Annotated in this window: 7 protein-coding genes; 2 read left to right on the top strand and 5 right to left on the bottom strand. The window is 58.1% G+C overall.

Features of this window, described 5'->3' with window-relative positions; translation table 11 throughout:
* Positions 1-28: 28 nt before the first annotated feature.
* Positions 29-901 (bottom strand): M15 family metallopeptidase, encoded by an 873-nt coding sequence (locus MCRY_RS08285; RefSeq protein ID WP_085629033.1) that lies wholly within the window; start codon positions 899-901, stop codon positions 29-31.
* A gap of 235 nt (positions 902-1136) precedes the next feature.
* On the opposite strand from MCRY_RS08285, the gene MCRY_RS08280 reads away from it, so the two are divergent.
* Together MCRY_RS08280 and MCRY_RS08275 are read left to right on the top strand one after the other, a co-directional pair.
* A complete protein-coding gene (locus tag MCRY_RS08280; RefSeq protein WP_085629032.1) occupies positions 1137-1724 on the top strand; it encodes an OmpA family protein in 588 nt (195 codons plus the stop codon).
* A gap of 78 nt (positions 1725-1802) precedes the next feature.
* Positions 1803-3953, top strand: coding sequence for a serine/threonine protein kinase (locus MCRY_RS08275; RefSeq protein WP_244897894.1), 2151 nt, complete (start codon positions 1803-1805; stop codon positions 3951-3953).
* A gap of 17 nt (positions 3954-3970) precedes the next feature.
* Here the strand turns inward: MCRY_RS08275 and MCRY_RS08270 are convergent, their stop codons facing one another.
* Genes MCRY_RS08270 through icmH form a run of 4 tightly spaced genes read right to left on the bottom strand, consistent with a single transcriptional unit; the run spans position 3971 to position 10381 of the window.
* Entirely contained in the window at positions 3971-4696 is a 726-nt protein-coding gene (locus MCRY_RS08270) for a PP2C family protein-serine/threonine phosphatase (protein WP_085629030.1), read from the bottom strand.
* Positions 4693-5376 carry a type VI secretion system-associated protein TagF gene (tagF, locus tag MCRY_RS08265; RefSeq protein ID WP_085629029.1) on the bottom strand — a complete coding sequence of 228 codons (684 nt, stop codon included), beginning with the start codon at positions 5374-5376 and terminating at the stop codon, positions 4693-4695. Before tagF ends, MCRY_RS08270 begins: the two co-directional genes overlap by 4 nt.
* Entirely contained in the window at positions 5376-8933 is a 3558-nt protein-coding gene (gene tssM / locus MCRY_RS08260; RefSeq protein ID WP_085629028.1) for a type VI secretion system membrane subunit TssM, read from the bottom strand. Before tssM ends, tagF begins: the two co-directional genes overlap by 1 nt.
* Positions 8930-10381 carry a type IVB secretion system protein IcmH/DotU gene (icmH, locus tag MCRY_RS08255; protein ID WP_085629027.1) on the bottom strand — a complete coding sequence of 484 codons (1452 nt, stop codon included), beginning with the start codon at positions 10379-10381 and terminating at the stop codon, positions 8930-8932. Before icmH ends, tssM begins: the two co-directional genes overlap by 4 nt.
* Between the last annotated feature and the right edge of the window lie 14 nt (positions 10382-10395).

The raw sequence follows: 10395 nt of genomic DNA, 5'->3' as shown, positions 1-10395 counted from the left end.
GCCGTACCGACACGGGCGCGCGGTCCATTCAAAGCGCGCCAGCATTGATCCATTCATCAAGTTTTTGACGGCTGACCTCGAAATGCATGCTGTCTTCGCGACCCCAGGACGCGCCCCAAACCCAGCCTTCGTCCCTGAAAAAATCGGCAAGGATGGTCAGGCCCAATTGCGTCTTGCCATCGCCCAACGTGTCCAACACGCCGTCGATGTTGAGATCAACCGCGAGGCCGAACGCATGGGTGGAGGCCCGGCCACGGGTGCCGCGGATTTGGCGCACACACAAGGAACCCGCAGTATTGATCCGTGCATAGAGATCAGGATCCGTAACACGCACTTCTTCAAAAACGCGGCGGATGGAATCGGCGGCGGGTTTCAGCATACGGACGCGGATCGGTCCGACGTCTTCGAGCACAAGCTTGCTGGCCAGACGCGGATTGGTCATTTCTTCGCAATTGTCGGACATCACCTCGCGTGGGGGTCCGAACACGCGGGTCAGATAGGAGGGTCCGGCGATTGTCAGACCTTCGTTCACCTCGCGCCGATTGGCGATCAGGACAACCTGCGCATACGCATCGATGATGTCATTCTGGCCGTTCTGTCGGAAAACGTCCGCCCCTGTGCCGGGTTGCGGTGCCGCAAGCGCTTGGTCGGGAAACGGAGCAACTGGCGCGCGCGATGCAGTGGCCGCAATACGAGACATCTCTTGCGCCATGTCATCCAGCCGGATTTGAAGGTCTTCAACCTGCTGACTCAGCATCTCGATTTCGATCCGCGCACCCGAGTCGATCGCAGTCCCGGCAAACCCCTCTTCGCCACCGGACATCAGCCTCGGCACGAAAATCCAGATGATCGGTGCCAGAATGATTGCAATGCTCAGGATAATCGCCGGGAGCAAGCGCATGAAACAAAAGTCCTAACTAAAAAATCTTTCGCCAGTTAAACCGGATTCTGGGCCTCAATCCAAGCCAAACCTGTGTGTTTCTCCACGTTTGACGCTCTGACGCTGTTCGGATCGCGATCACAGAACCACGGATTGGACCCATTCGCATCCAAGACCGTCAAAGCCATTGCCGCAACGGAAGAGCTAAGTTAGTCTTGAGGTACCAAACCTTTTTCATCCGAGGACATGTATTACTATGTCGAAAATTCGAACTGTTACCGCCCTCACCCTTGCGATCACACTATCGGTCGGCTTAGTTGACCGGGTCGCTGCGCAATCTTCTGAAAGCGGTGAAATGACAGCCGAACAGATGATGCAAGCATTTGAAAAGCAAAAAACCCGTGGGCTTGTTCTGGTCCCGTCAGAGTCAACAACGACCACCGCGGTGACGGCAGAGCCTACGACGACGGTCACAACTGCCGCAGCCACCTATACCGAGGTCGAAAAGGCCGATCAGGTCAATATCAAGATCAAATTCGATTTTGACAGCGCGACGCTCCGCCCAGATCAGAAGCCGCAGCTGGCAACATTGTGCGACGTGATGAAAGCCGTTGATGTCCAACTTTTCCAAATCGTTGGTCATACCGACAGCTCGGGTTCTGCGTCCTACAATGAAAATCTTTCGCTGTTGCGCGCAAAAGAGGTCAAACGGCACCTTGTGACCGAATGCGGCATCCCCGAGACCCGGCTTGAAGCGATTGGCATGGGCGAAAGTGCGCCTTTCAATGCAAACGATCCGCGCAGCGACGAAAATCGACGTGTTGAATTCCAAGCGCTTGGGTAATGACTTCGGTCACCTTCTGAAACCGGAGACATTATGACAGGAAGCCGTCCAGGGGACCTTTTTAAGCCTGGCGATCTGGTGAATAACACCTACCGCGTCGAAGCCATTCTTGGACGCGGCGGCACATCTGACGTGTATCGCGCTCGGTCCGAGATTTCTGGACGGCTTGTCGCCCTCAAAGTCCTGAAATCAGAATTCTCGACCAATGAGGATTACCTGCTTCTGCTCACTCGCGAAGAAGAGATGCGCGAGATCAGGCACGATGCGATTGTCCGGTATTCCGAGAACCACCGTACAGCTGACGGGCATGTCTACCTGCTGATCGACTATGTCGACGGCCCAGGCATGGACAAAAAGCTCAAGCAGGGACCAATGTCAGCCGATGACCTGCTGGTGATCTGCAAGCGTGTCTGCGAAGGCTTGCGGGCTGCGCATGACCGCAACATTTTCCACCGTGACCTGTCTCCGGACAACATCCTCTTGCGCGACGATGACCCGGCTCAGGCGGTGATCATCGACTTCGGGATCGCCAAGGACACTAATCCTGGTGCAGAAACAATTGTCGGCAACGAATTTGCCGGCAAATACGCCTATGCGGCCCCCGAGCAATTGGCGGGCAAGACCGATGCCCGCACTGATATCTATTCGCTTGGCGCATCTCTTCTGGCGAACTTCCGTGGCAAATCGCCGGATATCGGGCGCAATCCGATGGAAGTCGTGCAGAAAAAGGCAGAGCCGCTGGACACGTCCGGTGTGCCTGAGCCGTTGAAGTCGATCCTCGACAAGATGACCCAACCCAACCCGGACGACCGTTTCCCCAGTGCCGCCGCCGTCTTGGACGCGCTGGCAGGAAACCCGTTCGATGCGCCGGAAAACGAACCGCTCTCTGACGCGACCGTGATCGTGCCGATGAATGCAGCCGCGAAAGCCGCAGAGCCTGCGGAGCCGATCACCGCGCCGCCGCCCTCTCGGGACACTGCTCCAAAGACAACGCCGAAAGCCGCGCAGAAGGACAGCAAAAAGGGTGGGATGGTCCTGCCCATCGCCATAGGCGGTGTCGTGATTGCCGGTCTTGCAGGCGCGTTTGCGCTGGGGCTGTTCACTTCGGAACCCAGCCTACCCGTTGCCGACCCTTATCGCCTATCGATTGCCAAAGCCAAAGATACTCCACCCCGCGCCGTGGGATTTGTACCGGCCGACGAAATCGCCACGTCGCTGCGCGAACAGATGCAGGCACAAGGTGGCACCTTCGATCTGACCCTTGCCAGCGGCACGATTGCCGAAAGCTGGGGGCAAGACGTTTTGACCGTGGTTGATGCCATTGATGAAATGGACGTTTGGCGTGTCTCCCTGTCTGGCAACACTGCCGAGGTCGAAGGCACCACGACAAGCCGTCCGGTCTTTGATGCCGTGATGGCCGCGTTCGACGCCGGAGCTTTGGGAGCGCTGAACGGGGAACCCAATCTGACGCTTGAAGCAATCATCCTCGCCCCGGAAAAGCTTGATCCGATCCTCAACACCTTTGCGGATTGCGGCCCGCTTCAGCTCGTCAACCGCCCGATTGCGGGCTATGGCCCCGAAAGCCCTGTGGTGATCGGCGGTGAGATGTCGAGCGCGGAAAGCCGTGCAGCGTTGGCGAATGCGCTGTCAGCAGTTATCGGCTCGCGCCCCCTCGATCTTGATGTCGACATTCTGAATACGACGCTTTGCCTGATCGAAAGCGTTATGCCCAAAGCTCCGTCCAGCCCCAATGATGTTGCATTCTATCAGGGCGATCAGGACAACAACGCCAATCCGTCGGGTGAATTTCTGGTCGGCGAAAACCCTGTGATTGACGTTGAAATCCCAGCGGATGTCTCCGACGGTTTCTTGACCGTTTCGGTGCTGGATGTCTCAGGCAACGTGTTCCATCTTTTGCCCAACCTCAACCGCCCGGACAATTCCGTGGAAGCGTTACGTGAGGGGGAAAGCGGGCCGGTGTCCATCCGTGTGGCGTATTCCATTCGGGAAGCGCAACAGAATGGCGGGCTGGCGTTCCGGGTCGACGATTCAACACTGGGAAAAAGCAAAGTACTGGTGATCCATTCAAGTGCGCCACTGTTCAACGAAATGCGTCCGACCAGTGAATCTGCGACCAGTTATTCCGAAGCCCTGTTGGGCGACGACCGCAATATGGCTGCGCGGATTTTCTCGCTGGATAGTCGAATCCTCGAAACCCTCGCGCGCTGAGCGCGGGGTTTGATGGATCAGGTCACATCGACCACGATCACCGAGATGTTGTCGGCCCCACCACCGTCCAGAGCAATTTGCAACAGGCGATCGACAACCGTCTCCAAAGGCTCGGTACTCATCACGTCCTCGATCATCTTGAACGTGGCGTATTTCGTCAGACCATCCGAGCACACCAAAAACCGATCACCCGGTTCGACCGTGCCGCGCACCTTGTCGAGCTCTAGCTCATCCCCGACCCCAACCGCACGTGTAATTGCGTTGGATTGCGGATGATGTTCAGCCTCATCCCATGTCATGTGACCGGACTCGACCAAGGGGGCCACCAGAGAATGGTCAGCAGTCAGCATCTGGATTGCGCCGTCATGCAAACGGTAAATGCGGCTGTCACCAGCCCATAATCCAACGAAATGCCCGTTCGCCAACATCAGGCTGGCCACGGTGGCCCCGATCGTTGCGACACCGCGTGCATCAGCCTCAGCGCGAATGACGCTGTGGGCTTTCTGGATCGCGTGGCGCAGCGCATGCATGCGGTCGGTTGCAGTCAGTTCTGGTTCGATGGTGGCGATCATGTCAGTGATCAGGCGACTTGCGAAATCTCCGGCCTCGTGTCCACCCATCCCGTCCGAGACAACCCAGATGTTTTGTTCAGGCAGGGCAAGGACAGAGTCTTCATTGACTTTGCGCTTCAGTCCCACATGGCTGCGGGCGTTGTAGCGGACCCGTGGGGCAACAACATTCATAAAATGCCTTCTCTCCAGAGATCAGCGTCCAGATCAAACAAACCTTGCATGTTCAATCCGTCCGGTAAACCGTCACAGACCATCAGCCGGTTATCGCCCTCCATCAGCGTGCTCCAAATCGTGGGCGATTGGAACGACCGCGCCAAGAGCGCAGCGGTGGTGGTGGCAAGCAAGTCATGTGAGTTGGTGGATGCGCAGGCGACCACACTGCCGGGGGAAACCCGGCATACTGATGATCCTGCACCGACAGGGCATGTGACCGCGGACAGCTTTTCTTCAAGCGCGTCTTTGCTGATGTCCTCATCAAGTACAGAAAGCGCGATAGTCTCGAGCGTTTCAAAAGTCTCGTCATCCACGAAATGCGCATCAATGACTTTGGTGTCCTCTGGCAACCCGGCCATGAGCGTCAGAGGAAAACGTCGCCCCACCCGGTCAACTGAGGGCATCAGAATTCCCATGATCGCGCTCTGCCCCGCAATCCCCGGCGACAGACTGAAGCGCCAGATCGGGACCGACATGTAAAGCTCGTCCCAGCCCGCGCCATAAGCATGTGCGCCAGACACAAGGCAGCGTTGCAACCATTCATCCCAGACGGACGGGAACCCAGTCGGTGCATTAATGCGGAAAAAATCCCCAACCGAGGGGATTTTCCCAAATGCTCCGAACGTCATGGCCGTCATTAGAACGTTTTCGGGCAGCTGAATTTCGAAAGCGCCGGCAGCGCGAACGGATTCAAGACTGAACCGGCCTGAAGTTGGTAGATTGAGATCCGGCCACCGACGTTGAAGATCACGCGCTTGCGGTCCGACACGTTGGTACGCCGCACCTCGGCCGCATCCAGCAACCTGAACCACGCCCAAGGCCCGTCTTTTTGCAGAACACTTTCGGTGTTCTGCGTGGGCGGCGAGAAGGTGATCCGCGCAAGCCCAACACCGCCCGGCCAATTCAGCGCCACCGGAGTCGGTGCACCGCCGCGATGGGCAAAGGGGACCTGGCTTCCATGTGCTTCCAAAAGGACGGATTCCGCTTTGGGATCCAGCGCCTGTGGCATCAACTGGAACTGGATGTTCGGCGCGCCACCCGCAAAGAATGCTTCGCGGATTTCGGCAGCGTACTGCAATTGCTCAAGGACTGCAGGGCTTATGCCCAGATCAACATCGTTCACCTGCTTCCACGACCAAGGCCGCGTGCGGGTGTCAATGTATTGGATCAGGTTCTCGTTGACGAAACTGTCGATCAGTCCAGCCGGCCCAAACAACTTTTGGAAATCGGCAACAGCCACATCTGCTTGGGCCCGTCGATTGAACGGATAGCGATCTGCCAAAGCCTGTTCACAGAACGGCAGAATGGTCGATTGCCAGCGCGCATTGAGGCCTGTCCGGGTATTGTCCGACGTAATGCCCGACGATCCTGACGCGATCTGGGTGGCCCAACGTTCAAGTGGCCCATCGGTGCGCGCCGCTGCTTCTTGGAAGCGCTGGATGGCGGCACCGCCTTCGCTGCTGGTTGAAGAGCCGGAAAAGCTCATCTTGTTCAGCTCTTGATACAGTTCAGTCAAAAGACCGATCAACTCGTCAAGTTGCGACGGCAAGCCCGGTTCGGGCGGCGTGGTCAGCTGATGCAGCCAATTGAACCTGTCCACGACATACGCCCCGGGTGGCTGCGGAGTGGCCTCTCCCGATGCGGCCGCCGATTGCGACAACGCTTCAAGCAATAGTCGCGTGCGCGAGCTTGAGCCCCTTAATGCGTCATCTTGGGCAATCGCTCCGACATCGCCGGCCAGCCCCGCTGCACCATTGCCGCCACGATCCTCGGTCAGCTTGGTCTCATCGGCAATCGCTTCGAGAATGTTGACGATGGGGGATGTCGGGCCTGAGAGCACATTGGTGACTTCAACGGCATGGCTGAGCGACTCGAGCGGGATGATGTCGACGTCCCCCAGAACCGCATCGTATTGCGCAATGAAATCATTGTAATAAAGGTCGAGTACATCACGACTGAGCGCAGCGAGCGCCTGCTCCGTCTGTTCGGCCTCGCCTCGTGGGCCAAGCACCCAGCTTTCGCGCTGAATCCGAGCGGCGACGCCCAGTGCTTCGCCAAGGAAGACGTTGTTGAACCCGTCATATGTGAAGATACCGTCAACGCCGTCGGTCAAGGGTTTGCCCGAAGACCGCACCAGAACCCGCGACACTGCGGGGCCACCGGCGTCGGTGATCCGCCATGTGGGCAGTGCGACTGCCGCCGGGCTGTTGATGATGCCGTTATAGACACGTTGCGCCAGCGGCATTTCCGACAGCAATGTCTGCACCTGTTCGACCAATGGGCCGTTCAGTTCAATCTGCTGCATTGGTTGATCCAGCAACGCGGTCAGGTGGATTTCAAGATCCTGCCGGAACTCCTCGCGGGCGGGGCCGGGGAATGAAAGCTCCCAATCCAGCTGCATCCATTCGGTGACCAGATCCTGATTCATCGGCCCCTGAAGACCCAGCATCAGATAGATCTTGAGCGCTTCGTATAGCAGATCCGGATTGTTCATGTTGCCGCTGATCTGTTCCTCCAAGCGCAGAAGCAGACGGGGCAACAGGCGTTGATTGAGCCCCCGGCGGTAGGTTTGGGCAGCCTGCGATCCGATGACTTCGCCCTGATAGAGACCATAGGTCAGTCTGCCATCCGGTTCGGGATCAGAGATGGTGGGATTGGCGGGCATGTCGCGCAGGACGTTCAAGGCAGCGACGACCGGCACCAGATCCGTGTCACCGATTGGGCTAGCGGGCAGAACCGACGCCGATTGCGAGTATTCCGAGACATGCGCATTGGCCTGTGCGATCAGGTCGCTGTTGCCTTGGAACGACCGCACCAGAAGCGATCCGGCACCTGCCGCGACCATAATCGTAGAGACGATGGCCGCCCATTTGATGATCTTGTAGCGCCGCTCGACCCTGTCGTCGGCGGACACCAGACCGGCTTCGGGGAAGATCACGCCTTCGAAAAGACGCGTCAGGAAATAGGATCGACCCGCGCCCTGCCCCGTGCCGATGGCCTGACGACCAATCCCGAAAGTCCGCGCCATACTCAGCATCAGACGATCGATGGGCGTGCCCTCTTGCGTGCCGGACGTGAAATAGACCCCGCGCAGCATCTGGCGATGCTGATACCGGTTCTCTTGGAACACTTCGGTCAGGAACGCTTTTGCGACGCTACGTATGGAGGCAACCTGCGACGGGAAACCTGCCACAAGCGTTCGGCGTTGCGGATCGGATTCCGACTGCATCCGCTCCAACGACTGCATGTTGAGCCGCTCAAGCAGCGCTGCGAATTCGCCATCAAAAGCTGCAACCGGGGATGCTTCGGCCTTGCCCTGTTCCAGTGGTAGAGTGAACCCCCAGACCTGTTCGCGGTCTTCCTTGCCAAGATTGTCATGAAATTCAGTGAACCCGGCGATCAGGTCGGCCTTTGTGAACAACACATAGACCGGGAACCGAACACCCAATTTTTCCCGTAATTCGGTCAGGCGGGCGCGCACTGCGGCGGCGTGGCCTTTTTGGGTGATCTCGTCCTGTAGCGCCAGATCGCTCAAGCTGATCGCGATGATCGCGCCGTTGATCGGCTGCCGTTTGCGGAATTTCTTGAGCAGGCTCAGGAAGCCAAGCCATCCCGCATTGTCGACCTGCGCATCACTTTCCTGCGTGGTGTAGCGGCCCGCCGTGTCGATCAGAACCGCGTTGTTGGTGAACCACCAGTCACAGTTGCGCGTTCCACCAACACCCCCGATGGCGGTTTTCCCCATCTCTTCAGCAAGCGGAAACTGAAGCCCCGAATTCACGATGGCCGTTGTTTTGCCCGCACCGGGCGGGCCGATCATGATGTACCACGGCAGTTCGTTCAGATGCTTGCGCCCATTCTTGGACTTGCGCAGTTCGGACATTGCCGTCTTCAGTTTGTCACGCAGTTCCGAGATCTCGCCGCTGACAACATCATCGCCCGCATCAGCGGTTGCCGCGATTTCCTCGGTCATCTGGGTTTCGCGTTTGCGCCGCGACAGGAAAATGCCAAGCCCGATACCGCCAAAGATCAGCGTAAACACACCCACCACAAGCAGGCGCACCATAGCAGATGCAAAGGGACGCGATTGATCTGTACCGATCAGGGGACCCAGATACCAAACCAACAGCGACAGCGCAAAAGCTGCGAAAAACAGGCCGAAATAGATGGATGTAAAGAAGCGCAAGATCTTCATGCCTCGTTCTCCCTCACCAGAACCACTTCAATCCGACGGTTGGTCGCCCGTCCTTCGGCCGTGCTGTTATCGGCAATCGGCTCTGCATCCGCGCGCCCTTCGGCACTGAGACGTGCGTCATCGTCGATCTTGTCTGACATCTTGGTCATCACAGATTTTGCACGGGCCAACGACAGATGCATATTTGATGGGAACCTGGACGAGCGGATCGGTACGTTGTCGGAATGGCCCACAATGATCACCTTGCCGGGTTCATCGTTCAGCGCGGTCGCAACCCGATCGATGATGCCGTTGAACTTGTCCACAAGCACATCCGAGCCGGACCCGAACATACCAGACCCGGCAATCCGGATCACAAGCGTGTTGCCTTGGCCAAAGACCTTGACCAGACCTTCGTCGATTTCCGGCTTGAGGAAGGTCACGAATTTTTCAAGCTGTAGCGCCTGTGTATCGACGGGTGGAGGCGGCGGCGGCGGCGGTGCGCGCCGTTCCAATTCGGCCACGGGGCCTGCTTCGATGATCGACAGTTGTCCGATCAGATTCTCGGTCCGGTTCGACAGCACATAGCTGAGGCTCGCGAACTCAGTGATGAGCAAGAGCCCGGTCACACCAAGCGCGATCCAAACGGGTTTCCATGCCGACAGGGCGCGATACGGTTTTTCCACGCCTTTCCAGTTCGGCGACAGGTCGCGCTCCATAGCGCCGCGCTGCGCGCGAATGACGTTGGCCAAACCTGCGCGGATGCGCATGTGTTTGTCCGGCCCACCCTGTTCCACACGAAGGCGCCCTTCGAAGCCAAGCGACAGGCACATATACATGAATTCGAGCAGGTCGATATTGTTGCCAGGCTCTTTTTCGAGCCGCGCCAAGAGGTCAAAAAACCGGTCCCCACCCACTGTTTCGCGGTGGAACGTTCCGACCATGGATTGCAGGCCCCAACTGGATTGTCCGCCCCACGGCGTGTTCAGCACCACATCGTCGAGTGTCGCGCAAAGCGAATAGCGCGCGGCCTTGACTGTTTGCGCCGGGATGCCCGCTTGAAGTGCGCGGTTTTCAAAGGCCCGAACCTCGGACACAACGGATTGGCGCAACTTATCGGCATCCATATGCTGCGCGCGGTTTCGAACACGGCTGATCAGCGAAAAAAGCGGTGCTGCACATGCATTGAGCCGGTTCATTCCGGTCAAAACCTGTTCGACCTCTTGCTGCTGCGCCCGAGGCGCGCTGGTGTCTGCTGCACCTGCGGCAGCAGGAATCCCAAACGTGTCTACCGGGGCTGCCTGCGGTTCGGCCGGAGTTTGATGGGCCGGCTGTTGCGGAGACACCGGCTGCGCGTAGTTCGGTTGCGGCGGAGCCTGAGGTGTGACCGAGCGACGGCCTCCCGGATTGGGCTTGATGACCGTTCTATCGGTGTCATCCGGTTCGGCAAACGGGTCTTCGTCAGACATCGCAGCAGCCTCTT

This window comes from Marivita cryptomonadis (assembly GCF_002115725.1).
In the GTDB taxonomy this organism is placed as follows: domain Bacteria; phylum Pseudomonadota; class Alphaproteobacteria; order Rhodobacterales; family Rhodobacteraceae; genus Marivita; species Marivita cryptomonadis.
The sequence above is the reverse complement of the archived record's forward strand: the minus strand, read 5'-3'. Positions and strand labels throughout refer to the sequence as shown.